Origin of the sequence: Micromonospora sp. NBC_01739 (genome assembly GCF_035920385.1) — a bacterium.
Lineage (GTDB): Bacteria > Actinomycetota > Actinomycetes > Mycobacteriales > Micromonosporaceae > Micromonospora.
This window is the reverse complement of record NZ_CP109151.1, coordinates 3422925-3445713: the sequence shown is the minus strand read 5'-3', so window position 1 is coordinate 3445713 and position 22789 is coordinate 3422925. Positions and strand designations below refer to the sequence as shown.

Annotated in this window: 22 protein-coding genes and 1 pseudogene; 12 read left to right on the top strand and 11 right to left on the bottom strand. The window is 70.9% G+C overall.

What is annotated here, in order from left to right:
- The first annotated feature begins 7 nt into the window (after positions 1–7).
- Positions 8–1180 (top strand): flavodoxin-dependent (E)-4-hydroxy-3-methylbut-2-enyl-diphosphate synthase, encoded by a 1173-nt coding sequence (gene ispG, locus OIE53_RS15300; RefSeq protein ID WP_327022222.1) that lies wholly within the window; start codon positions 8–10, stop codon positions 1178–1180.
- Between the two features lie 139 nt (positions 1181–1319).
- On the opposite strand, the pseudogene OIE53_RS15295 reads toward ispG, so the two are convergent.
- Positions 1320–1517, bottom strand: a pseudogene (locus OIE53_RS15295) (PadR family transcriptional regulator); the annotation flags it as partial.
- 118 nt (positions 1518–1635) lie between these two features.
- On the opposite strand from OIE53_RS15295, the gene OIE53_RS15290 reads away from it, so the two are divergent.
- Together OIE53_RS15290 and OIE53_RS15285 are read left to right on the top strand one after the other, a co-directional pair.
- Complete coding sequence (locus OIE53_RS15290; protein WP_327022221.1) at positions 1636–2475, top strand: GNAT family N-acetyltransferase; 840 nt, start codon at positions 1636–1638, stop codon at positions 2473–2475.
- Between the two features lie 130 nt (positions 2476–2605).
- On the top strand, positions 2606–6226 hold the full coding sequence (locus tag OIE53_RS15285; RefSeq protein WP_327022220.1) for an ABC transporter ATP-binding protein: 3621 nt from the start codon (positions 2606–2608) through the stop codon (positions 6224–6226).
- Between the two features lie 101 nt (positions 6227–6327).
- Here the strand turns inward: OIE53_RS15285 and OIE53_RS15280 are convergent, their stop codons facing one another.
- The 3 genes from OIE53_RS15280 to OIE53_RS15270 are packed head-to-tail and all read right to left on the bottom strand — an operon-like array spanning position 6328 to position 9081.
- Entirely contained in the window at positions 6328–7395 is a 1068-nt protein-coding gene (locus tag OIE53_RS15280) for an NADH:flavin oxidoreductase/NADH oxidase (protein WP_327022219.1), read from the bottom strand.
- A 26-nt stretch (positions 7396–7421) separates the two neighbouring features.
- The gene (locus tag OIE53_RS15275; protein ID WP_327022218.1) at positions 7422–8123 is read right to left on the bottom strand and encodes a DUF998 domain-containing protein; all 702 of its coding nucleotides are present in this window, start codon (positions 8121–8123) and stop codon (positions 7422–7424) included.
- Positions 8116–9081 (bottom strand): glutathione S-transferase family protein, encoded by a 966-nt coding sequence (locus OIE53_RS15270; protein ID WP_327022217.1) that lies wholly within the window; start codon positions 9079–9081, stop codon positions 8116–8118. Before OIE53_RS15270 ends, OIE53_RS15275 begins: the two co-directional genes overlap by 8 nt.
- 106 nt (positions 9082–9187) lie before the next feature.
- On the opposite strand from OIE53_RS15270, the gene pcaF reads away from it, so the two are divergent.
- The 4 genes from pcaF (at position 9188) to OIE53_RS15250 (ending at position 14075) form a co-directional block, all read left to right on the top strand.
- Positions 9188–10390, top strand: a complete 1203-nt coding sequence (pcaF, locus tag OIE53_RS15265) for a 3-oxoadipyl-CoA thiolase (protein ID WP_327022216.1) — start codon at positions 9188–9190, stop codon at positions 10388–10390.
- A gap of 144 nt (positions 10391–10534) precedes the next feature.
- Positions 10535–11353 (top strand): SAM-dependent methyltransferase, encoded by an 819-nt coding sequence (locus OIE53_RS15260; RefSeq protein ID WP_327022215.1) that lies wholly within the window; start codon positions 10535–10537, stop codon positions 11351–11353.
- A 4-nt stretch (positions 11354–11357) separates the two neighbouring features.
- Positions 11358–13496: a putative bifunctional diguanylate cyclase/phosphodiesterase gene (locus tag OIE53_RS15255; RefSeq protein WP_327022214.1), complete on the top strand. Its 2139-nt coding sequence runs from the start codon at positions 11358–11360 to the stop codon at positions 13494–13496.
- Between the two features lie 78 nt (positions 13497–13574).
- Positions 13575–14075, top strand: a complete 501-nt coding sequence (locus OIE53_RS15250; protein WP_327022213.1) for a DUF456 domain-containing protein — start codon at positions 13575–13577, stop codon at positions 14073–14075.
- A 236-nt stretch (positions 14076–14311) separates the two neighbouring features.
- On the opposite strand, the gene OIE53_RS15245 is transcribed toward OIE53_RS15250, so the two are convergent.
- From OIE53_RS15245 to OIE53_RS15235, 3 genes are all read right to left on the bottom strand, one after another.
- Entirely contained in the window at positions 14312–14959 is a 648-nt protein-coding gene (locus OIE53_RS15245) for an SRPBCC family protein (RefSeq protein ID WP_327022212.1), read from the bottom strand.
- 51 nt (positions 14960–15010) lie between these two features.
- Complete coding sequence (locus OIE53_RS15240; protein WP_327022211.1) at positions 15011–15355, bottom strand: ArsR/SmtB family transcription factor; 345 nt, start codon at positions 15353–15355, stop codon at positions 15011–15013.
- 507 nt (positions 15356–15862) lie between these two features.
- The gene (locus OIE53_RS15235; protein ID WP_327022210.1) at positions 15863–16321 is read right to left on the bottom strand and encodes an SDR family NAD(P)-dependent oxidoreductase; all 459 of its coding nucleotides are present in this window, start codon (positions 16319–16321) and stop codon (positions 15863–15865) included.
- Between the two features lie 63 nt (positions 16322–16384).
- Between OIE53_RS15235 and OIE53_RS15230 the strand changes: the two genes are divergently transcribed.
- On the top strand, positions 16385–16969 hold the full coding sequence (locus OIE53_RS15230) for a TetR/AcrR family transcriptional regulator (RefSeq protein WP_327022209.1): 585 nt from the start codon (positions 16385–16387) through the stop codon (positions 16967–16969).
- Between the two features lie 197 nt (positions 16970–17166).
- Here the strand turns inward: OIE53_RS15230 and OIE53_RS15225 are convergent, their stop codons facing one another.
- On the bottom strand, positions 17167–17622 hold the full coding sequence (locus OIE53_RS15225; protein ID WP_327022208.1) for an SRPBCC domain-containing protein: 456 nt from the start codon (positions 17620–17622) through the stop codon (positions 17167–17169).
- Between the two features lie 223 nt (positions 17623–17845).
- On the opposite strand from OIE53_RS15225, the gene OIE53_RS15220 reads away from it, so the two are divergent.
- Positions 17846–18460, top strand: a complete 615-nt coding sequence (locus OIE53_RS15220; protein WP_327022207.1) for a DUF4291 domain-containing protein — start codon at positions 17846–17848, stop codon at positions 18458–18460.
- Between the two features lie 58 nt (positions 18461–18518).
- Here the strand turns inward: OIE53_RS15220 and OIE53_RS15215 are convergent, their stop codons facing one another.
- Entirely contained in the window at positions 18519–18926 is a 408-nt protein-coding gene (locus tag OIE53_RS15215; RefSeq protein ID WP_327022206.1) for a nitroreductase family deazaflavin-dependent oxidoreductase, read from the bottom strand.
- Positions 18927–19063: 137 nt separating this feature from the next.
- On the opposite strand from OIE53_RS15215, the gene OIE53_RS15210 reads away from it, so the two are divergent.
- A complete protein-coding gene (locus OIE53_RS15210) occupies positions 19064–19234 on the top strand; it encodes a hypothetical protein (protein WP_327022205.1) in 171 nt (56 codons plus the stop codon).
- Between the two features lie 18 nt (positions 19235–19252).
- Here OIE53_RS15210 and OIE53_RS15205 read toward each other — a convergent pair whose 3' ends face one another.
- Together OIE53_RS15205 and OIE53_RS15200 are read right to left on the bottom strand one after the other, a co-directional pair.
- Complete coding sequence (locus OIE53_RS15205; protein WP_327022204.1) at positions 19253–20368, bottom strand: MerR family transcriptional regulator; 1116 nt, start codon at positions 20366–20368, stop codon at positions 19253–19255.
- 63 nt (positions 20369–20431) lie between these two features.
- Positions 20432–20800 (bottom strand): VOC family protein, encoded by a 369-nt coding sequence (locus OIE53_RS15200; RefSeq protein ID WP_327022203.1) that lies wholly within the window; start codon positions 20798–20800, stop codon positions 20432–20434.
- Positions 20801–20935: 135 nt separating this feature from the next.
- Here OIE53_RS15200 and OIE53_RS15195 point away from each other — a divergent pair, with 135 nt between their 5' ends.
- A complete protein-coding gene (locus OIE53_RS15195; protein WP_327022202.1) occupies positions 20936–21190 on the top strand; it encodes a flavin reductase in 255 nt (84 codons plus the stop codon).
- A 101-nt stretch (positions 21191–21291) separates the two neighbouring features.
- Entirely contained in the window at positions 21292–22656 is a 1365-nt protein-coding gene (locus tag OIE53_RS15190; RefSeq protein WP_327022201.1) for a glutamine synthetase family protein, read from the top strand.
- Positions 22657–22789 lie beyond the last annotated feature (133 nt).

The following is a 22789-nucleotide window of genomic DNA, read 5'->3' as shown; positions in this document are numbered from 1 at the left end:
GCCTGAAGTGACCGCTGTCCGCCTCGGTATGCCCGCCGTACCGCCGCCGCCGCTGGCCCCCCGCCGGGCCAGTCGCCAGATCATGGTCGGTTCGGTGCCGGTCGGTGGGGGTGCCCCGGTCTCCGTGCAGTCGATGACCACCACCCTGACCGCCGACGTCAACGCCACTCTCCAGCAGATCGCCGAGCTGACCGCCTCCGGCTGCCAGATCGTCCGGGTGGCGGTGCCCAGCCAGGACGACGTGGAGGCCCTGCCGGCGATCGCCCGCAAGTCGCAGATCCCGGTCATCGCCGACATCCACTTCCAGCCGAAGTACGTCTTCGCCGCGATCGACGCCGGCTGCGCGGCGGTACGGGTCAACCCGGGCAACATCCGGCAGTTCGACGACAAGGTCAAGGAGATCGCGGCAGCGGCCTCCGCCGCCGGTACCCCGATCCGGATCGGGGTCAACGCCGGTTCCCTGGACAAGCGGCTGCTCGCCAAGTACGGCAAGGCCACCGCCGAGGCCCTGGTCGAGTCGGCGCTGTGGGAGTGCTCCCTGTTCGAGGAGCACGGCTTCCGGGACATCAAGATCTCGGTCAAGCACAACGACCCCGTGGTGATGATCCGGGCGTACCGGCAGCTCGCCGCGCAGTGCGACTACCCCCTGCACCTGGGGGTCACCGAGGCCGGCCCGGCCTTCCAGGGCACCATCAAGTCGGCGGTCGCCTTCGGCGCCCTGCTGGCCGAGGGGATCGGCGACACCATCCGGGTGTCCCTGTCCGCGCCGCCGGTCGAGGAGATCAAGGTCGGCAACCAGATCCTGGAGTCCCTGGGGCTGCGTGAGCGCGGCCTGGAGATCGTCTCCTGCCCCTCCTGCGGGCGGGCCCAGGTGGACGTCTACAAGCTCGCCGAGGAGGTCACCGCCGGCCTGGAGGGGCTGCCGGTGCCGCTGCGGGTGGCCGTGATGGGCTGTGTCGTCAACGGTCCCGGTGAGGCCCGTGAGGCCGACCTGGGGGTGGCCTCCGGCAACGGCAAGGGCCAGATCTTCGTCAAGGGCCAGGTCATCAAGACCGTGCCCGAGGGGCAGATCGTGGAGACCCTCATCGAGGAGGCGCTACGGCTGGCCGACGAGATGGGCGCCGAACTGCCCGAGGACCTGCGCGGCCTGCTCCCCGGCGCCACCGTCAGCGTCCACTGACCCACCCACTGATGCCCTCGCGCTCCGCGGGGGCCCCATGATCGTGCTCGATGTGGGATCGAGTGGCTATTCGTCGAGACGAGGCCACTCGATCCCACATCGAGGGTGATGTTGCGCCTGGAGTGCAGCACCTCCCGGGTCACTCGGATTCGGCGAGGATGGCGTACAGCTTGCGGCGGGTCTCGTCCAGCACCGTGGCGGCGCGTTCCCGCTGGTCGTCGGTGCCGGTCAGCATCACCTGCCGGAGGGCCTGCATGGCCTGCGCGCCCGCGTGCCGGATGTCGTGCCAACTGTTGACGGTGTCCTCGGCGACCTCCGCCCAGGGGGGTGTCTGAGCCGCCGTCTCGACCTCGGAGGCATCAACGGGACGTTCCGTGCTCGCAGTGCTGCCGAGGGTGCTCATCACGGTTACCGTCCGCCAACACGACTCGGACCGATCTGGCAGGCTGGTAACCGTGTTGACGGCGCCGGTGCGGCAACTGGGGGAGTCGGAGCGTCGTGCGGTCGAACGGCTGCTCGACCTCGACCCGTACGCGGGAGCGCAGGTCGCCGAGCGGGTCGCCGCGCGTGGGCTGGCCTGGTGGCGGGCCGAGGGGCGGGTGCTGGGGTACGGCTCCCGCCGGCAGCTCGAATCGGTCTGCTGGCTGGGCGGCAACCTGACCCCGGTGCTGGCCACCCGACAGGCCACGGCCGCCTTCGCCGACCTGCTGGCCGGTGAGGACCGGATCTGCTCCTCCATCGTGGGGCGGGCCGACGCGGTGCTGGAGTTGTGGGACCGCCTCTGCGACACCTGGGGACCGGCCCGGGACGTACGCCCCAATCAGCCGTTGCTGGTCACGGAGGCGATGCCGACCGTCCCGGCCGACCCGCACGTACGCCTGGTCCGGGGTGCCGAACTAGACCTGCTCTTCCCGGCGGCGGTGGCGATGTACACCGAGGAGGTCGGGGTCTCACCGCTGGCCGAGGACGCCGGGCGCGGGTACCGCCGCCGGGTCACCGACCTGATCCGGGCCAATCGGGCGTACGCCCGGTTCGTCGACGGTCGGGTGGTCTTCAAGGCCGAACTCGCGGTCGTCACCCGGCACACCGCGCAGATCCAGGGGGTCTGGGTGGCGCCGGAGTGGCGCGGCCGGGGCATCGCCACGGCGGCGATGGCGGCGGTGGTACGCGACGCGCTCCACCGGGTGGCCCCGACGGTCAGCCTGTACGTCAACGACTTCAACCAGCCCGCCCGGCGGGTCTACGAGCGGTGCGGGTTCCGCCCGGTCGGCACCCTGGCCACCGTGTTGTTCTGACGCGCGGCGAGAGTTGCCCAGCTCACCTGGGCCGCTGTGAGGTGGCCCGGATAACGCAAAAATGGGTTGAATCGGCTGGTCGCCCACCGCAGGCTGGAGCCTTCGTACAGCACACCGGAGGACCTGACCCGTGCGACTGCTTCGTGATCTGTGGGTCACCTCTCCCCGCCGGATGACCCTGGTGGTCGTCCTGATCGTGCTCGGCGGCATCGGTCAGGCGGTCACGGCCGCGCTGGCCGGGCCGGTGCTGGTGAACCGGTCCGTCGGCTTCTTCCTGGTGCTGTCGATCGCCCTGGTGGTCGCCGTCCTCAGCGACCTGGTGGTCAGCCTGGTGATGGCCGGGGTGACCGCCGACTGGTCCGCCGACCTGCGGCGTCGGCTGTGTCGGGTGGCGCTGGGGCAACCCGTGCCCGCCCTGGAGACCACCCCGGTGGGCGAGATGCTCGACCGCATCGACGGTGACGTCTACGACGTGGCCTCCGGGGTACGCGGCCCCGGCATCCGGTTGGCCCAGGCGCTGGCGGTGGGCCTGGTCTCCACAGTGGTCGGGCTGACGGTCTGGTGGCCGGCCGGGCTCGGCATGCTGCTGCTGACCATCCTGCTGGCGGTCACCCTGCGGCGTCCCGCGAGCCGGATCGCCCCGGCCCGGATGAAGGAGGAGGCGGCCTGGTCCGACCTGGCGGCGGTGATGGAGGAGTCCATCCACGGCCAGGACGACGTACGCACCACCCTGGCCCGCCCGTACGTGCTGCGCCTGTACGCCCGCCGGGCCTCCGAGGTGCTCCGCCGGGGCCTGCTGGTCTGGCGGATGGGTGCCCAGGTGAACACGATCGCCGCCGGGGTCACCCGGGTCGGCATCGCCCTGGTGGTGCTGGGCGGGGTGTGGGCGCTGAGCACCGGCCGGGTGGATGCCGCCCGGCTGACGGCGATCTGGCTGCTGGCCCTCTCCCTGGGCATGACTGTCGAACACGTCAGCCGGATGGTGCCCGAGGTGCAGTACGCCCTGGGCGCCTGGGGACGGGTGCAGCTGCTCCAGAACGCCGAACAGGAGCCCACCGGCGGCGACCCTCCGGTCGACGGGGACCTGACCATCCGCGACCTGACCTTCCACTATCCGGCCGGGGCGGACACCGGCCGGGGCCCGGCCCTGCGCGACATCGACCTGACCTTCACCCGGGGCCGGTCGTACGCGCTGGTCGGGCGGACCGGTTCGGGCAAGTCGACATTGGCCAAGGTGCTGACCCGGGCGGTCGAGGTGCCACCGGGCACGGTGCTGCTCGGCGGGCGGGACGTGCTCGACCTGGATGTGGAACAGCTTCGCCGGTGGATAGCGGTGGTGCCGCAGCGCACCGAGATCCTGGCCGGCACCCTCGCCGAGAACGTGGCCCTGTTCGACCCGGAACTGCTCGACGCCGCCGGGCGGGCCCTGCACGAGTTGGGCCTGGCCGGGTGGATCGCCGAACTGCCCGCCGGCCTGGACACCCGGCTCGGTGAGGGTGGGCATGTGCTGTCCGCCGGGCAGGAACAACTGGTCGCCTTCGCCCGCATCCTGGTCCGCGACCCCCATGTGGTGATCCTCGACGAGGCCACCGCCCGACTGGACCCGGTCACCGAGGCCCGGGTGCAGCAGGCCACCGCGCGGCTGCTGCGGGACCGGATCGGCATCGTCATCGCCCACCGGCTCTCCTCCGTACGGGAGTGCGACGAGGTGGTGGTGCTGGCCGACGGCGCGGTGGTGGAGGCCGCCCCGCTGGCCAGCTCCCGCCGCTTCGCCGAACTGCTGGCCGCCAGCAATACGGACGGGTACGGCGACGCCGCCGCCCTGCTCGGCGAAGCCGAAGCCGATGCCGCTCGGGTGCTCGGGGAACCGGCACTGGTCGGGGCCGTGGCGACGGAGTCGGCGGGCCGGGTGCTCACTCCGGCACCCTCCGGTGGTGCCGGGCCGTCGGCCCCGGGAGTCGAGCGCTCCGCCGACGATCCGGGGCCGACCCTGACAGCCGAACCGATCGCGCCGGTCGCGGGGGACCAGGTCGACGGGGGTACGACCGGGTCGGGTGTCGACCGGCGACCGGCCTCCCGGACCCAGACCCTGCGGGAGGTCCTGCGCCTCTGCCTCAACGATCCCCGTTACGGGGTGGCCGTCATCGGGGTCTTCGCCGTACTGGCCATTCTCGGCCTGGACGGCCCGATCCTGGCCTGGCTCTGGGCCGACGTGGTCGACGGCACCGGGGACCCCTGGCTGCCCGCGTTGGGCATCGCGGTCGGCCTGATCGTCGCCATCCCGACCAACTACTGGACCCACCTGTGGTTCCCGGCCTGGTTCGTGCGGCAGATGCTGCGGATCAGCGCCCGCCTGGTGCACGGTCAGACCGGTCCGCGCCGGATCAGCCGACACACCCCGGCCGAGGTGGTGGCCCAGGGCGGTGACACCGAACGGGTCGTCCAACTGGCCGACAACATGCTGGACCAGACCGTAGCGGTGATCCTGCTGACCGTGATGACCCTGGTCACCGGCAGCGTGGTGCCGGGGCTGTTCTTCCTCGGCACGATGGTGCTGTCCGGGCTGGCCGCCACCGGGTTCGGGCCGCGACTGGAGCGGGCGGCCCGCGACACCGTGGCCGCGCGGGCGGCCTTCGCCACCGCCCTGGTGTCCAGCCTGTCGGCGGCCCGGACGATCAAGCTGGCCGGGGCCACCCGTCCGGTGCTGACCCACCTGGCCGACCTCGACACGGTACGCAGCGACCGGCAACGCCGGGAGATCGCCGTGCAGGTGTGGGCCAGATCCACTCCGGCACTGGCCAGCGGCCTGCTGCCGATCGGGGTCTGGGCGCTGTACCTGGCCGGGAGCATCTCCTCCGGAGCGGCGCTGGTCGCGGTCGCCACCCTGGGCGCGGCGCGCTGGTTCGCGTGGACCACCGCATCCCTGGTCTCCCAGGTGCCGTCAGCCCGGGTGTGGACCCGCCGGACGATCGAGATGGCCGGGGTCGAGGCGTACTCAGCGGGGATCCCCGGGGTCGATCTCACGGCGGGCACCGCCCCGGCCCCACCGCAGGCACCGCGTACCCCGCTGCGTCGGCTGGAGTTGACCGGCTTCGGGGTACGGCACACCGACGGCACCGTGGCGGTACGCGATGTCGACCTGACCGTGGCGCGTGGTCAACTCGTGCTGGTCGTCGGACCGGTCGGCTCGGGCAAGTCCTCCCTGCTGCGGGCCCTGGCCGGGATCGCCCCGCACATCGGGCAGTTGACCTGGAACGGGGATCCGGTCACCGAGCCGGAGGTGTTCCTGCGCCCCAACCAGGTCGGTTATGTCGGCCAGGTGCCCCGGGTGCTCTCCGGCACGGTCGCCGACAACATCACCCTGGGGCATCCGGTCGACCCCGAGCACGCCGTGACCACCGCTCAACTGGAACACGACCTGGCGGCCACCGGCAGCGGACTGGGGCTGCTCATCGGGCACAAGGGCACCCGGCTCTCCGGCGGGCAACTCCAGCGCCTGGCCCTGGCTCGGGCGTTGGCACCGCGTACCGAACTGCTGATCGCCGACGACATCTCCAGCGCCCTGGACGTCACCACGGAACTGGACCTGTGGCAGGCCCTGCGCGAGCACGGGGTGACCGTCGTGGGTTCCACCTCGAAGCGGGCCGCCCTGGTGCGGGCCGACCATGTGCTGGTGCTGATCGGCGGCACGGTGGCGGCCCAGGGCCCGTGGCGCGACCTGGAACAACGTTGGGGGCACCTGGCCGGCTGAGCCCGGCGGCAGCACGGCCGGGCCCGGCTCCCGCCCTGAGACCGCCTGCCGGGCCCGGCCCTGTCGCCCTGAGACCGCCCCGCAGGTACGGCCTCTCGTGCTCAGACCGCCCGCAGGTACTGCCGGGGCCAGGCGGTCTCGGCGCCCAGCTTGGCGGCGGCCTGGTGCGGCCAGTACGGGTTGCGCAGCAGTTCCCGACCGAGCAGCACCAGGTCGGCCGCACCCTCGGCGATGATCGCCTCGGCCTGCTCCGGCTCGACGATCAGGCCGACCGCTCCGGTGGGCACCTGGGCCTCCCGGCGGACCTGGGCGGCCAGCGGCACCTGGTAGCCCCGGCCGACCGGGATGCTGGCGTCCGGCGAGGCACCGCCGGAGGAACAGTCGACCAGGTCCACTCCGGCGGCGGCCAACTCGGTGGCGAGCGCCACGCTGTCGTCCACGGTCCAGCCGCCCGCCACCCAGTCGGTGGCCGAGATCCGAACCAGCACCGGCAGGTCCTCGCCGACGGCGGCCCGGACCGCCCGGGTGACCTCCAGGGTCAGCCGCATCCGCCCGGCCCGGTCCCCACCCCAGCCGTCGGTGCGGTGATTGGTCAACGGCGACAGGAACTCGTGCAGCAGGTAGCCGTGCGCGGCGTGCACCTCCACGGCGGCGAAGCCCGCGGCCACCGCCCGGTCGGCCGCCACCGCGAAGGCCCGCACCACGGCGGCGATGCCGGCCTCGTCCAGGGCGGTCGGCACCCGGTACTCCGGCAGGAAGGGCTCCTCGGTGGGCCCCACCGGAGTCCATCCGCCCTCGGCGTCCGGTACCCCACCTCGGCGCGGATCCCCGGGCCGGTAGGTGGAGGCCTTGAAACCGGCGTGCGCCAGTTGCACGACCGGCACCGCCCCGTGGGCGGCCACGAACCGGGTCACCGGACGCCAGGCGTCGACCTGCCGGTCGGACCAGATCCCGGTGTCCTGAGGGCTGATCCGCCCCTCCGGCAGCACCGCGGTGGCCTCGGTCATCACCAGGCCGGCCCCACCGACCGCCCGGGTGCCCAGGTGCACCAGGTGCCAGTCGTGGGGCAGGCCGTCGGGACCGGCACTGTACTGGCACATGGGTGCCAGGGCGATCCGGTTGGGCAGGGTCACCGCGCGCAGGGTCAGGGGTGTGAACAACGCACTCATCAGCCCATCCTCTCCCGGAGCAGGTGCTATCCGGGCGGGCGGCCATGGTGTGCTGAAGCACCCGCCAAGGGGTCCCGGCGGTCGGCGGCTGCGGACCCGGTGGCGAGGATCAGAGCGGATACCGCCCCCCAGGAGACGATCACCAGCAGCAGTAGGCGTTCCAGCACCCCGGCCAGCGGTCCCCGGCCGATGAACAGCATGGCCAGGGCTAGGGCGCCGGCCAGGGGGAGAGCCGCCGCCAGGCTGATCCCGGCGGTTCGGCGCAGCGGGTCCGTCGCCACCCGGGACAGCACGATCGCGATCATGGCGAGGACGGTGGCGCCGGCCGCGACGATGCTGACCGCCCCGTGCACCAGGTCCGCCACGGTCGCCGCCTCGAACGGCGGCAGTGGGCAGCCGGTGCTACAGGGCACCGCAGCGGACAGGCCGGTGGCCAGCGCACCCGCGACGAGCAGCAGCACCCCCACCCGCAACGCCTTGTCCGGCTGCCGCCCGGGATGGTCACGCCGGGCCAGGTGGTCGCGTAGGGCGCAGGCGAGGAGCAGCAGTGCGGCGCCGAGGGTGAACAATCCCAGCCGGTAGGTCCAGGCGTACCGGTTGCCGGGCACCCCGGCCTCGCTGACGTACCCGGCCAGGCTGGGACCGGGACCGACGACCACGGCGATGCTCGCCGCGATCGCGCCGGCGAGTACGCAGACGGCCGCACCGGTCGCGCGGGGCTCAGCCACGTCCGTGCGGCGTCATCCAGCCGTGCAGGTCCGGGCCGAGCGGTACGACACCACTCGGGTTGATCTCGTCGTGGGTGGCGTAGTAGTGCCGCTTGATGTGATCGAAGTCGACGGTCTCCCCGAAACCGGGGGTGGTGAACAGATCCCGGGCGTACGCCCACAGCACCGGCATCTCGGTCAGCTTCTGTCGGTTGCACTTGAAGTGCCCGTGGTACGCCACATCGAAGCGGACCAGGGTGGTGAACAGCCGGATGTCCGCCTCGGTGATCGTGTCGCCCATCAGGTACCGCTGGTCGGCCAGCCGCTGCGACAGCGCGTCCAACCGGTCGAACAGGGCCCGGTACGCCTCGTCGTACGCCTGCTGGGAGGTGGCGAAACCGCAGCGGTACACCCCGTTGTTGACGTCCCGGTGGATCTCGGCCATCAGCCGGTCCATCTCCGGCCGCAGCGCCACCGGGTAGAGGTCCGGGGCGTCCGGTGCGTGCAGCCGTCGCCACTCGGTGGACAGATCCAGGGTGAGCTGCGGGTAGTCGTTGGTGACCACCCGCCCGGTGCGGGTGTCGATCAGGGCCGGCACGGTGACCCGGCCGGTGTAGTCGGGGTCGGTGGCGAGGTACGCCTCGGAGAGGAAACCGACGCCCAGCACGGGGTCGAAGCCGTCCGGGTCGAGGGTGAACCGCCAGCCCCGCTCGTCTCGGATCGGGTCGACCGTGCCCAGGGAGATGACCTCGTCCAGCCCCAGCAGATCGCGCACGATCAGGGCCCGGTGTGCCCAGGGGCAGGCCCGGCACCAGATCAGCCGGTACCGGCCGGGCTCCAGGGGCCAGCGGCCCTGCTCGTCCGGGCCGCCACCGGGGGGTGAAGTGGAATGCGGGGTGACCCGCCCGGTGAACCGGTTGGGTTGGCGGACGAAGGCACCGGCCTGGCTGGTCTCCGCGTCGAACTGGGCTCTTGCCATGCCGACAAACCTATCCGGCCCGGTCGGCGATATCCTGGCGGTCGAAGCTTCCCTTGATCCAATGGCTGCTTCCTACCCCCGCCTTCCCACCCCCGAAGGATCTGCGATGACGGTGGCATACCTGGTGGCCGGTGTCCGCACCCCGATCGGCCGGTACGCCGGCGCGCTAGCGGGCGTACGCCCCGACGACCTGGCCGCGCACGTTATCCGGGAACTGGTCGCCCGGCACCCGTCGGTGGACTGGTCCCGGACCGATGACGTGGTCTTCGGCTGCGCCAACCAGGCCGGCGAGGACAACCGCAACGTGGCCCGGATGGCGGCGCTGCTCGGCGGGCTGCCGGAGCAGGTGTCCGGCAGCACGGTCAACCGGCTCTGCGGCTCCGGCCTAGACGCCCTGGCCTCGGCCGCGCGGGTGATCGTCGCCGGGGAGGCCGATCTGGTCGTGGCCGGCGGGGTGGAGAGCATGAGCCGGGCCCCCTTCGTCATGCCGAAGGCCACCAGCGCCTTCTCCCGCGCCGCCGAGGTGTACGACACCACGATCGGTTGGCGGCTGGTCAACCCCCTGATGGAGCAGGGCTGGGGGGTCGACTCGATGCCGGAGACGGCGGAGAACGTCGCCGTCGAGTTCGGGGTGGACCGGCTGGCCCAGGACGAGTTCGCGTACCGCTCGCAGGTGCGTGCCGCCAAGGCGCAGGCCGACGGCCGGCTGGCCGAGGAGATCGTGCCGGTGACCGTACCGGCCGGTCGGCGGGAGACCCGGCTGGTCGAGCACGACGAGCATCCCCGGCAGACCTCGATGGAGAAGCTGGGCGCCCTGCCCACCCCCTTCCGTACCGGCGGCACGGTGACCGCCGGCAACTCCTCCGGGGTCAACGACGGTGCGGTGGCGCTGCTGGTCGCCTCGCAGCGGGCCGTCGAGGAGTACGGTCTCACCCCGCTGGCCCGGGTGGTCGGGACGGCGACCGCCGGGGTGCCCCCACGGATCATGGGTATCGGTCCGGTGCCGGCGACCCAGCGGCTGCTTGAGCGCCAGGGCCTGACCGTGGCCGACCTGGACGTGATCGAGTTGAACGAGGCGTTCGCCGCCCAGGCCGTGGCGGTGCTGCGGGAGCTGGGGCTGCCCGAGGACGCCGAGCACGTCAACCCCAACGGTGGCGCCATCGCGCTGGGACACCCCCTGGGTGCCAGCGGAGCCCGGCTCGCGCTGACGGCCGCCCTGGAGCTGCGTCGTCGCGGCGGCCGGCGGGCCCTGGCCACCATGTGCGTGGGCGTGGGGCAGGGCATCGCCCTGCTGCTGGAAGCCGCCTGACCCGCCGCCTGACCCCGCCCGGGGTAGCCCGGGCGGGTGCGGGGTCGGCTGTCGACAAAGAGCCTTGTGGATCTCCCAGGGTGTGCCGCGCGGGCCTAGAGTAGTCAGCGTCACTTGATCTGTGGCGAGGACTTGGGGTGACCAGTGCAGCAGCCGGACGGACCACCAATCGAGATCGACCTTTCCCGGCCCAGCGCGGCCCGGGTGTACGACTACTTCCTGGGCGGCGCCCACAATTTCGAGATCGACCGACAGTTGGCCGATCAGATAGCGGCCATGACCCCGAACCTGCCGGCCACCATGCGGGCGGGTCGGGAGTTCCTGCGCCGGGCGGTACGGGTGCTGCTCGACGCCGGCATCGACCAGTTCCTCGACATCGGCTCCGGCATCCCCACCGTCGGCAACGTGCACGAGGTCGCCCAGGCCGCCGACCCGAAGGCCCGGGTGGTGTACGTCGACATCGACCCGGTGGCGGTGGCCCACAGTCGGGAGCTGCTGGCCGGCAACGAGCTGACCGGGGTCATCCACGCCGACCTGCGCGAGCCGGAGCGGATCCTGGCCGAGGCCGAGAGGTTGCAGCTGCTCGACTTCGGTCGGCCGATGGGCATCCTGCTGGCAGGGGTGGTGCACTTCGTTCCGGACGCCGACCGTCCCGCCGACATTCTGGCCACCTTGCGTGCCGCCGCCGCACCCGGCAGTCACCTGGTGATCTCGCACTCCACCTTCGAGGACCAGCCCCAGGAGATGCTGGACGCGCAGCGGCTCTCCGCGCGGACCAGCACCGAGATCACCCTCCGCTCCCGGGCGGAGATCACCGACTTCTTCGGTGACTGGACGATCCTCGAACCGGGTGTGGTGCACATGGAGCTGTGGCGTCCGGACTCACCCGCTGAGGTGGCGGCCGAGGCGCAGCCTTTCGGCGCCTTCGGTGCGGTGGCTCGCCACGACCGCACCGCGGAGTGATCTGATGTCGGCCGTCGACGCCGGCGGGGGGCGTGCCGTCGACCCGGTCGGTGCGCAGAGCTACGCGAGTGAGTGGGCACAGGCGGTACGCCGCCTGGGCTTCATGCCGATGAGCGCGGCCGACACCCAGCGGCTGCTGCTGTCGTACACCCTGCGGTTGGCCGAGGCGTTGCTGGACGCCGAGGAGGTGGCCTCGGCGGCAGCGGAGGAGGTCGGCCAGGCCCTGGTCGAGGCGCACCTGACCGAGCCGGGGGTCATCGAGTGGGCGGTGCGTTCGGTCGCGGACCGGCTGCCCGACCAGGTGCTGGGCGGGGCGGCCGGGCTCGACGACCGGATCGCGGCGATGCAGGGTGGCCTGGCGGCCGGGTTCGCCCGGGCCCTGCGCAACCGCACCTTCGTCCAGCAGGAGCGGATCGCCCGGTCGGCCTGGCAGGCCCGGGACAACGTCGAGCAGGCGTTGCGGGACAGCGAGGCCCGATTCCGGGCGGTGTTCCGGGGTGCGGCCATCGGCATCGGCATCGCCGACGTGGACGGGCAGATCATCGACGTCAACCAGCCCTTCGCCGACATGCTCGGCTACTCCATCGAGGAACTGCGGCACCTCAACGTGGCGGAACTGTTCCACCGCGACGACGTGCCCGGCATGTGGGAGTTGTACCGGGAACTGGTCGAGGGCAAGCATGACGCCGTCCGGGTGGAGAAGCGCTACCACCGCAAGGACGGCAGCTCCGTCTGGACGGACCTGGCGGTCTCCCTGATCCGGCACGAGGACGGTCGTCCCCGGTTCACCGTCGCGGTGGCGGAGGACATCACCCAGCGCTACGAACTGCAAAATCGACTGCGCTTCCAGGCGCTGCACGATCCCCTCACCGAGCTTCCCAACCGGACCCTGTTCTTCGAGACCCTCAGCCGCCTGCTGGCCACCTCGGGCCGGGTCGGGGTCTGCTTCCTCGACCTGGACGGCTTCAAGGCGATCAACGACAGCCTCGGGCACGATCTCGGCGACCGGCTGCTCATGACGATCGCCCGGCGGCTGGCCGGCTGTGTGGCCGAGCACGGCTACCTGGTCGCCCGGATGGGCGGGGACGAATTCGTCATCCTGGTCGACGGGGACGCCGGTGTCGAGGACATGATCGCGGTGGCCGAACTGGCACTGGCCGCAGTAGCCGCCCCGGTGTTCATCGACGACCAGCAGCTGATGGTCTCGGCCAGCGTCGGCATCGTCGGCTCGGACCTGGTCGGCACCAGCCCCTCCGAGCTGATGAAGGCCGCCGACACCACCCTGTACTGGGCCAAGGAGCAGGGCCGGGGCCGCTGGGCGGTGTACGACCCGGAGCGCAGCGCCCGGGACATCGCCCGCTCGGCCCTGGTCGCCGGGCTTCCGGTGGCTCTGGACCGGGACGAGTTCGTGGTGCACTACCAGCCGATCGTGTCGCTGCTGGACGGTCGGATGCTGGCGGTCGAGGCGCTGGTCCGCTGGCAGCACCCCGAGCTGGGCCTGATCGGCCCGGACATGTTCATCGGGTTGGCCGAGGAGACCGGCCTGATCGTGCGGCTGGGGGAGTGGGTGCTGCGGCAGGCCTGCCGGGACGCCCACCGGTGGCATGTCGACTTCCCCGAGGCACGGCTGGTGGTCAGCGTCAATCTGGCGGCCCGGCAGGCCGACGCTCCGGTGATCGTGGACACGGTGGCGGACGCCCTGGCCAGCAGCGGACTGCCGGCGGATCTGCTGCAACTGGAGTTGACCGAGAGCGCCGTGATGGGCTCCGGCGGTGAGCCGCTGCGCACCCTGCACCGGTTGGCCGCCCTAGGGGTCCGGCTGGCCGTCGACGACTTCGGCACCGGTTACTCGAATCTGGCGTACCTGCGGCGGCTGCCGATCACCTGCCTGAAACTGGCCGCCCCCTTCGTCGAGGGCATCCGGGGCGACGAGCCGGACCTCGCCGACCACCGGGACGAACGCATCGTCGACGCCCTGGTGCGGTTGGCCCACGCCCTGGAACTCTGGGTGACCGCCGAGGCGGTGGAGACCGAGGCCCAGGCCGAACGGCTGCGGGCGCTACGCTGCGACTCCGCGCAGGGCCGCCTGTTCGGCTGTGCAGCACCCGCCGAAACCATCTCCACCCGCCTGGCCGGCGGGTAAGGAAGGGCACCTTGTTAACGCCTGCGGTAGAGAAAGGGCCCCTTCTTAACAGATGAAGCAATCGGATGGGGAGTCGGCGTGAGCCTGACAGAGACCGGTGCGCTGATATCGGTGATCACCGCGTTGGCCATCCTCGCCGGGCTGGCCGGCGTGGTGGTGCCCGGCCTGCCGGCCCTGCCGCTGTGCTGGGGCGGCGTCCTCGTGTGGGCGCTGTTCGGGGAGGCCGGCACCGGCCGCTGGCTGGTGCTCGCGGCGGCCACCGTCGTCGCCCTGGGCGGCACCGTGGTCAAGTACGCCTGGCCGGGCCGCAACCTCAAGCGGGCCGGGGTACCCACGGCCACCCTGCTGGTCGGGGCCCTGCTCGGTCTGGTCGGCTTCTTCGTCATCCCGGTCGTCGGGCTGGTCATCGGCTTCGTCGGCGGCATCTTCCTGATGGAACGACTGCGGCTGGGCGACACCGGACTGGCCTGGCCCGCCACCAAGCAGGCCGTCGCCGCCGCCGGCCTGGCGATGCTGATCGAGTTCCTGGCCGGGGTGGTGATCGGCGCACTCTGGGTGGCCGGTCTGGTGCTGACCTGACCGTCGGACCAGGACCGAGGCGGCGCGGGGCGGGTGTCAGGGTAGGGCGTCACGCCGTACCCGAGAGAGAGGTGACGTTTCCCCGCGCCGCCGCGGCTGCCGGGCGTGCCGAGGGCCCGGGTCGGCCCGTCGCGATCGGGCCTGGTCACAAGCCCAAGAATGGGGTACGCCGTAGCTCTCGGCAACACAATTGTGGGCTCGAGCGGTGGGCGCTCCTCGGGTGGCCCCAGGCGAGGTCAGTGCGCGGTCTCGGGGAAGTAGTGCTGTACCGCGAATGCGGTGGCCGCCGCGAGGTCGTCGTCGCTGGTTCCCCAGGTGGCCTGGACGGCAGGCGCCCAGGCGCGGCAGCTGGCCGCGGCGAACTTCTTCGCTTCGGGGGTGTCCTCCCAGGTGGCGCAGTCGAAGCTCACGCCGTTGAGGAACATGTCGAGAGCGACGAGGGTGAGGTCCCAGCCGCCGCCGATTCCGATGGTGCCACCGGGACCGTACGTGCGCACCAGCTCATCGACGATCTCGGCGGGCGAGGCATGCTCCAACTCGAAGAGGGTGCGTCCGTCGTCATCGGGCGTCAGGCGTACCTCGACCTCGGTCGGCATGCCTTCGCCCAGTACCCAGGTCACCTTGATCAGACGGGGTTCCTCGCAGCGAAGGATCTCGCCACCGGCGTTGTCCTTGAGCTGGAACCTGCCGCCGACCCGCAGGTCGCCCTCGATTGGCCCCAGCCAACGGCTGAGCCGTTCCGGGTCGGTGCAGGCACTCCAGACGTCTTCGATCGGGAAGCTGTAGGTCCGTCGTAGCAACAGCGATCGCCCGGCCCCGGTGGCTACCGACTGATCGCCGATCTTCCGATGAGTGGCGTTGATCTGGTTGACGATGTCGATCATTTCATCTCCTCGCTCGATCGCGGCTCGCTTGTTGGCGGTGAAACGGTGTTCCTACGGGTTGCCGCGCTGTTCGCGGCGTTGGTGTCTGCCGCGGGCCAACTCGGTGGCCAACGCGTCCAGGCGCTGATCCCAGAACTGTCGGAAGCGCTCCAGCCAGACGTCGATTTCCCGTAGAGGCGCCGCCTCCACGCTGTAGAGGCGGCGCGTGCCGTCTGGGCGGACGGTGACGAACCCCGACTCCCTCAGCACTCGCAGGTGTTGCGACACCGCAGGTGGCGAGATGCCGAACTCGGCCCGGATGACCTCGCTGACGGAGCCGGCAGCCTGTTCGCCGTCGGCGAGCAGTTCCAGTATCCGGCGTCTCACCGGGTCGCCGAGGATGTCGAACGCGTGCACGATCGAACTATTTCAGCTTCAGGTTAATTAAGTCAATGCTGAATCTATCGTGTCGGTGTCACCTGCTCCTGGCTGGTGTGGCGGGCAGCGGGAACCTCACGCCGGTCAGGTCTTCGGAGATCAGCCAGAGGCGGCGGGCGGTGGCGGCGTCCCGGGCGGCCTTGGAGCGGCCGACCAGCTTCGGTGCGCCACGTCCCTGCAGCAGCCCACCGGGGCCGGCGTAACTGCCACTCGGGAGGTCGGCGACGGCCGCGTACAGGGTGGGCAGCGCGCCGTCCTCCTCGCTCTGGGCCAGGAAGTGACCGCAATCGTGTGCACCAGACGCCTCCGCAGGGGGTCACCGTCGAGGTGCCCGAGCAGGTTGGTGGCCGCCAGGCCGGGGTGGGCGGCGAGGGCGCGCACCGGTGACGCGACCTCGGTGAGTCGGCGTTGCAACTCGGCGGTGAAGAGCAGATTCGCCAACTTCGACTGGGCGTACGCCCGGAAGGCCCGGTAGGGCTTGCGCTCTCAGTTGAGGTCGTCGAAGTCGATCGCGCCGGCCCGGTGCCCGCTGGAGGAGACCGTGACCACCCGGCCGGTGATCTGCGGCAGCAGCAGGTTGGTCAGCGCGAAGTGCGCCAGGTGGTTGGTGCCGAGTTGAAGCTCGAAGCCGTCGGCGGTGCGGCCGAGGGGCGGGATCATCAGGCCGGCGTTGTTGATCAGCACATCGATCGGGTCGCTGAACCCCTCCGCGAAGGTACGCACCGAGGCGAGGTCGGCCAGGTCGAGTCGGCGTACGACGACATCGCCGGCCATGGTCGCGGCGGCGGCCTGCCCCTTCGCGGGGTCGCGGACGGCGAGCACGACGCGGGCGCCCTTGGCGGCGAGCGCGTGGGCGGCGGTGCGGCCGATGCCGCTGTTTCCGCCGGTGATGACGACGGTCCGGCTGTTCATGGCGGGGATGTGGCCAGTCGTGAATGTGTTCATGGAAAACAATGTATGCAGTGGCAACAATGATGTCAGCGACTACATTCCGTTAGAGTGGAGCCCATGTCCGGGTACCACCACGGGAACCTCCGTGCGGCACTGCTCGCCGCCGCCGAGCGCAGCCTGCGCCAACACGGCGCGGAGCAGCTCTCCCTGCGCGAGCTGGCCCGGGAGGCAGGGGTCAGCCACGCCGCGCCGCGCCGGCACTTCGCCGACCGCCAGGCGTTGCTGGACGCGCTCGCGGAGGCCGGTTTCGCCCGACTGGACACGGAGCTGCGCGCGGCGCTCGCCGTCGCCGGGCCGGAGTTCGAACCTCGCCTACACGGTGTGGCAACGGCCTACCTGCGGTTCGCCACCGAGGACGCCGCGCTGCTGGATCTGATGTTCGCCGGCAAACACCGCGAAGGCGCCGACCGGCTCGTCGCCGCCGCGGCGGCGGCGTTCGGGTTGCTGAACGATCTGATCGTGCAGGGGCAGGAGCAGGGCGTACTCGCCCCCGGCGACCCGCAGCAGGTGGGCATCGTGCTGTTCGCGACCCTCCACGGCATCGCCACGCTGACCAACGGCAACCTGGTCCCGCCGGACCTGGTCGACGGTCTCGTGCCGACAGCCGTCGACCAGTTCATCCGAGGATCGCGACCCGACTAGCCAGTCGGCGGCCGCGCCAGCTGTGGATCCCGGGACCTACCTCACCGTCGAAAGGCTGCCACCCAGGTGAGCGCTCGGTCGACATCCGCTCGGGTCCGTCCGATCGCAGGATCGACCGACACAAGGAGGGTGGGGGCCAACCTTGAGTTCTGGGGGCAGCCTGGTGCTGACCCTGACACCTGACCGGGATCAGGTTGTCAGCTCATCGACCTGGCCTGCTCCTCAAGCCGCTCCAGGAGTTGCCGAGAGCCTTCAACGGCCTGGAATTCCTCCACATGCCTGCGCTTGTCTTCCTCCGTGGTGAAGCGTGCCTTCAAGGTCACCTGCGTCGTGTCGCCGGTCCCCACCATGTCGAAAACAGACTGGAAGGCGGCCAAGCCGAATTCGGCTGAGCCCACGTTGGTGTAGACGAGCTGCCGGTAGGGTTCGACGGAATCGAAGACGTACACATTCTGGTAGTCAGTCCCGTCGGGCCCGTGCATCGTCACGTCGAAACGTCCGCCCTCGTGGACATCGAGTTCCTTGACGGTGCTGCGGAAGCCTGCCGGGCCCCACCATCTCGCGATCTTCTCGGAGTCGTTCCAGGCATCCCAGACGTTGGCGACAGGTGCCGCTATCTCCCTGGTCGCGACGATTGTGTAAGAGTCGTCCACTCCGCTTCTCCCGTTCAGTGAAGGGCCCCGAGCGCCCTGGGACGTCGAGCGGGCATCGTGCAGGCGCGTCGCGCAATACCCGGGTGCGGTGAAACGACTTCGAGAACATGCGCTCGCCTTCATTGGCCGCAGCCAAAGTATCCGACAGGAGAGTCACCGATCGGAGCGTAGGCGCGCGGAATTTCGATGGTGCGGCCGAGTGCCGATCGGTGAGGATCTCAGGATGTCCGTTCCCGCTCGTCAGATCCGCGCCCTCTTCGCAACCGACACCATCACCGTCTACCAGGCGTACCCTCCGCAGATTGCGGTGCCGGCGGTGGTGGCCGGCCGTTTCGTGGCCCCCTTCAAGCGGGAGCGGATGACGTGGATCAAGCCGTCCTTCCTGTGGATGATGTACCGCTGTGGCTGGGCCACCAAGTCGGGGCAGGAACGGGTACTGGCCATCGAGATCACGCGGGAAGGATTCGAGTGGGCGCTCGCCCGGGCCTGCCTGAGCCACTACGACCGGGACCTGCACGGTGACCAGGCGACCTGGTCACGGCAGCTGAAGACCAGTCCGGTGCGGGTGCAGTGGGATCCGGAACGGTCCCTGCGTCTTCAGCCGCTGCCGTACCGGTCGCTACAGGTCGGCCTCTCCGGCGAAGCGGTCGACAGGTACGTCGACGACTGGATCGTCGCCGTCACCGACATCACCCCCACCGTGCACCGGGTCCGGGACCTGCTGCGCGGCGACGACCGGGCGGCCGTCGTTCACCTGCCGGTCGAGCAGGTCTACCCGATCCCGGATCAGATCGCCGCCAGCCTCAACGCCAGCCCGTACGTCCCCATCGGTGCCTGAGCGGCATGGACCGTGACGGCCGTCCCTGCCGGTGTTGGCCGGCTTGTCCCGTCTCCGCCTACCGAACGGGTTCCAGAATGATCACCGGGATCTTGCGGGTGGTCTTGCGCTCGTAGTCGGCGAAGATGGGGTACGCGGTCTTCTGCGCGTTCCAGATCCGCTCCCGCTCCTCCTCGGTGGCCACCCGGGCGACCAGCTCGACCGTGTCGGTGCCGATCTCCGCCTGGACCCGGGGCTGAGCGAGCAGGTTGTGGTACCAGTCGGGATTGGTGGGCGCCCCGGCCTTGGAGGCGAACACCGCGTAGCCGCCGTCCACCTTCTGATAAGTCATCGGGTTGACGCGGGGCTGGCCGCTCCGGGCGCCGACCGTGTGCAACAGCAGTAGCGGCTCACCGGCGAAGTGGCCGCCCACCTGCCCGCCGTTGGCGCGGAACTCCGCGATGACCTTGTCGTTCCAGTCACTCATGTCTTCTCCCCGCCTTGCGCGATCCTGGCTGGACAGTCCACCCATTCTGCACTCTTGCCGGGCCCAGAGGGCGGTCGAGCGCCGGGCCTTCACGAGAGCTTCGACGCCTTGTCAGCGGCACGGACCTCGCCCGCGAGGTGGAACGGGAGATCTATCTGCCCGTCGGCGAGGCCGGTGCCCAGGCCCTCGTCAGGTACAGCGAGGACCAGCTCGCCACGATCCTCGACTTCCTGACCACCGCCCGCCAGGTGCAGGAAACCCAGATTGCCCGGGTGAACGGAAGCCCCGCACCACCGTCGGACCGCTGATCGGCACAGCGCCGGTGGTCAGGCCACCAGCAGGCGGAGGCCGAGTTCCGCCGCGTCGAGGGCGAGAATCTCCCGGTTGCGCTCCGCCCACCGGCCGGAAGCCAGGTCTTCGCGGAGGGTCTCGACCGCCCGTCGCTGCGCCTGCGGGCCGACCCTGGTCCATACCGACACCGCCCCACGGACCCGCTCGTCCAGGTACGCCTCAGGCCGGCGCCAGTGTGCCTCGAAGAAGCCGTCCGCACAGTCCCACGGGATGAGCACCGGCTCGATGTGGGCCCCGATCGCGCCGGCCACCTGGTCCACCGGCGGACGGTCGGCCACCAGGTCGGCGACCTCGGGCAGGTAGTCGCGGGTCAGCCAGAACCGGTGACGCCAGCCGGTGTCACTGGCGTCATGGGTGAACACCACCACCCGGCGGGCCACCCGCCGCATCTCGCGCAGCCCGGCGATCGGGTCGTGCCAGTGGTGAATGGTGCTGAAGGCCATCGCGGCGTCGAAGGACTGGTCCTCGAAGGGCAGGCTTTCCGCAGCGGCTGCCACACACGGTGCCGCCCCGGGGGGACGCTGGGCCCGCATGACCGCCGACGGTTCCACCGCCGTCACCTCACGGTCGGGCGGTTCATAGGAGCCGGTGCCCGCCCCGACGTTCAGGACCGTCCGCGCGTCACCCAGCGCCGCCCAGACCCGCGCGGCGATCCGGGGCTCGGTGCGCCGAGTCGCGGGGTACGCCGACCCGATGACGTCGTACAGCCGGGCTCCGAAGGCTTTCAGCGGCTCCTGCGGGGTCGTACCGATGCCCATCGCCCGCGCCGCCAACTCCCGGTCGATGGCCGCCACCATGGCGGCGGCCCGGTCCTGCCGGTCCACCAGCAGGCCACGCAACCGGCGCAGGTGGGCGACCGGGTCGGTGGCCGGGTCGCCCACCAGATCGGCGATCTCCCGCAACCCGAAACCCAGCCGCCGGTACGCGAGCACCTCCCGGAGCCGCTCCACATCGGCTGCGGAGTACGCCCGGTGCCCCGAGATGGTCCGGGCGGACGGCACCAGCAGGCCGACCTCGTCATAGTGATGCAGGGTGCGGACGCTGACGCCGGTCAACCGCGCCACCCGCCCGACGGTCAGTAGCTCATCCACACCATCGACTATGTGACCTGACGCCACGTTAGGAGCAAGGGCTCCGCTGTCGGTCTGATCGGGCTACGCCTCGGCCCAGACGCCCAGTTCGTTTCCGCTCGGATCGGTGAAGTGGAAGCGCCGACCGCCGGGGAAGTCGTACGGCCCCGCCACCACCACGCCACCGGCATTCTCGACCGCCTCGACGCTCTGCTCCAGGTCGGCCGAGTAGAGCAGCACCAGTGGACCTCCGCCCGTGCGTGCCCGCTGGTCCTGGCGCAGGCCGCCCACCTCAGAGCCGGACCCGCCCTGGATGCCGGCGTACGCCGGGCCGTAGTCGGTGAACTGCCAGCCGAACGCATCGGCGTAGAAACGCTTGGCGTCGGCCAGGTCGGTGACCGTCAGCTCGATGTAGTCGATGGAATGGTGCCGGTGCGAGGTTGGCGGCGACATGCCCACCATTCTTCAGGCGGGGTACGACGTTCAGCGGTCAGCCCACGGGGCCGATCTGCTTGGCGAGGTCGACGAAGGACTGCCACGACGCCGGCGTGAGGTGCAGGGTGCCGCCTGCAGACGGTGGGTGCGCTGATGGGGCGGCGGGTGATTCCCCACGTGGCGATGCGTCCGCTCTGGCAGTGCCGCAACTGCGGCGCGGAGTGGCCCTGTCAGCCGGCCCGGCTGGCCCTGCTGATGGAGTACCGGAAGGACCGGCTCGGATTGCTGCTCTACCTGGGTGGGCTGATGGTCCAGGCCCGGGACCAACTCTCCCAACTGAACCCCGAGCACACCCCGGATCTGTACGACCGCTTTCTCGGCTGGGCGCGGCGCCGCGACCGGAGGTGAGCGGTGGTCGGTTTGTCGGGGCAGGGGATCGGGGTACGAGCGGAGCGGCCCATTGACGGTCTTCGGCTAGGCCGGTAGACCTTGGTGATGGAGGCGCGCGGATGAGGAGAGCTCCGCTCACGCTGGAACAACTGCGGGTCGCCGTCGCCGAGGGCGAGATCGACACGGTGGCCCTGGCGCTCGTCGACATGCAGGGGCGTTTGCAGGGCAAACGGTTCCACGCCCCGTACTTCCTCGATCAGGTGGTGGCCCACGGCAGCGAGGGGTGCAACTACCTGCTGGCCGTGGACGTCGACATGAACACGGTCGACGGGTACGCGATGTCGAGCTGGGAACGCGGGTACGGCGACTTCGTGATGAAGCCGGACTTCGACACCCTGCGCCGGGTGCCCTGGCAGCCCGGCACCGCCATGCTCCTGGCCGACCTGGAGTGGCCCGACGGGGCCGGTCCGGTTGTCGCCTCGCCCCGGCAGATCCTGCGCGGTCAACTGGACCGCCTGGCCGCGCACGGGCTGACCGCGTACGCCGGCACGGAGTTGGAGTTTGTGCTGTTCCGTGACTCGTACGAGCAGGCGCTGGCGCGGGGCTACCGGGACCTGACCCCGGCCAACCAGTACAACGTGGACTATTCGCTGCTGGGTACCGCCCGGGTCGAGCCGCTGCTGCGGCGCATCCGCAACCAGATGGCCGGGGCCGGGCTGACCCCGGAGAGCGCCAAGGGCGAGTGCAACCTGGGCCAGCACGAGATCGCCTTCCGGTACGACGAGGCGGTGGCCTGCGCCGACCACCATGTGATCTACAAGAACGGGGCCAAGGAGATCGCCGCCCAGGAGGGCATGTCGATCACCTTCATGGCCAAGGCGAACGCCCGGGAGGGCAACTCCTGCCACATCCACTTCTCGCTGCGGGACGCCTCCGGCGGCTCGGCGATGCTCGGCGACGGCCCGGCGTACCTGAGTGTCACCGGGCAGCGGGTGCTGGCCGGGCTGCTCGCCACCATGCGTGAGCTGAGCCTGTTCTTCGCCCCGAACATCAACTCCTACAAGCGGTACCAGCCGGGCTCGTTCGCCCCGACCGCCCTGCGCTGGGGTACGGACAATCGCACCTGCGCCCTGCGGCTGGTGGGGCACGGCCAGGGGATGCGGGTGGAGAACCGGGTGCCCGGTGCCGACGTGAACCCCTATCTGGCGATCGCGGCGCTGGTGGCGGGGGCGGTGCACGGCATCGAGCAGGAGTTGGACCTGGAGCAGGAGTGCACCGGCAACGCCTACGACGACGCCGATGCCGAGCGGGTCCCCGGCACCCTGCGCGACGCCCTCACCCTCTGGGAGTCCTCCACCGTGGCCCGCGAAGCCTTCGGCGCCGAGGTGGTGGCCCACTACGCCAACATGGCCCGCGTCGAACTGTCCGCCTTCGACGCCGCCGTCACTGACTGGGAACTCGCCCGTGGCTTCGAACGCCTCTGACCCGCCCCTTCTTCTCTCCGCCGCGATCTTGCACTTGTGGTCGCTGATTTGCAGTGGTTAGCGGCTTTTGTCCCGACCAAAAGTGCAAGATCGACGGGGCGGGCGAGGGCGGGCGAGGGCGGGTTAGGGAGAG

Coding starts and splice junctions, on each gene's coding strand:
- OIE53_RS15280 (WP_327022219.1), bottom strand. CDS start 7,395: ATGAGTGCGTTGTTCACACCCCTGACCCTGCGCGCGGTGACCCTGCCC.
- OIE53_RS15270 (WP_327022217.1), bottom strand. CDS start 9,081: ATGGCAAGAGCCCAGTTCGACGCGGAGACCAGCCAGGCCGGTGCCTTC.
- pcaF (WP_327022216.1), top strand. CDS start 9,188: ATGACGGTGGCATACCTGGTGGCCGGTGTCCGCACCCCGATCGGCCGG.
- OIE53_RS15255 (WP_327022214.1), top strand. CDS start 11,358: ATGTCGGCCGTCGACGCCGGCGGGGGGCGTGCCGTCGACCCGGTCGGT.
- OIE53_RS15245 (WP_327022212.1), bottom strand. CDS start 14,959: ATGATCGACATCGTCAACCAGATCAACGCCACTCATCGGAAGATCGGC.
- OIE53_RS15235 (WP_327022210.1), bottom strand. CDS start 16,321: ATGAACACATTCACGACTGGCCACATCCCCGCCATGAACAGCCGGACC.
- OIE53_RS15230 (WP_327022209.1), top strand. CDS start 16,385: ATGTCCGGGTACCACCACGGGAACCTCCGTGCGGCACTGCTCGCCGCC.
- OIE53_RS15220 (WP_327022207.1), top strand. CDS start 17,846: ATGTCCGTTCCCGCTCGTCAGATCCGCGCCCTCTTCGCAACCGACACC.
- OIE53_RS15215 (WP_327022206.1), bottom strand. CDS start 18,926: ATGAGTGACTGGAACGACAAGGTCATCGCGGAGTTCCGCGCCAACGGC.
- OIE53_RS15200 (WP_327022203.1), bottom strand. CDS start 20,800: ATGTCGCCGCCAACCTCGCACCGGCACCATTCCATCGACTACATCGAG.
- OIE53_RS15195 (WP_327022202.1), top strand. CDS start 20,936: ATGGGGCGGCGGGTGATTCCCCACGTGGCGATGCGTCCGCTCTGGCAG.
- OIE53_RS15190 (WP_327022201.1), top strand. CDS start 21,292: ATGAGGAGAGCTCCGCTCACGCTGGAACAACTGCGGGTCGCCGTCGCC.